The organism is Cobetia sp. SIMBA_158 (assembly GCF_046566945.1).
Taxonomy (GTDB): domain Bacteria; phylum Pseudomonadota; class Gammaproteobacteria; order Pseudomonadales; family Halomonadaceae; genus Cobetia; species Cobetia amphilecti.
Genome location: NZ_JAWJYL010000249.1, coordinates 1 through 279, shown reverse-complemented (window position 1 = coordinate 279; position 279 = coordinate 1). Strand labels below are relative to the sequence as shown.

The 279-nt window shown below is 48.0% G+C and carries 1 protein-coding gene; it reads left to right on the top strand.

Annotation, left to right across the window (positions count from 1 at the left end):
* A partial coding sequence (locus tag R2R70_RS19835; protein WP_410978874.1) for a trypsin-like peptidase domain-containing protein occupies window positions 1-279 on the top strand: 279 nt, incomplete at both ends.

Below are 279 nucleotides of genomic sequence, written 5' to 3'. Positions count from 1 at the left end.
CCTGCACAACCCTTCGAAGGTTTAGGCTCCGGTGTCATCATCAACGCCAGTAAAGGCTATGTGCTGACCAACAACCATGTGATTAATCAGGCACAGAAAATCAGTATTCAGCTCAATGATGGGCGCGAGTTTGATGCAAAACTGATTGGTAGCGATGACCAGAGCGATATCGCCCTGTTACAAATTCAAAACCCGAGCAAATTAACGCAAATCGCTATTGCCGACTCCGATAAATTGCGCGTCGGTGATTTTGCCGTAGCGGTCGGTAACCCATTTGGC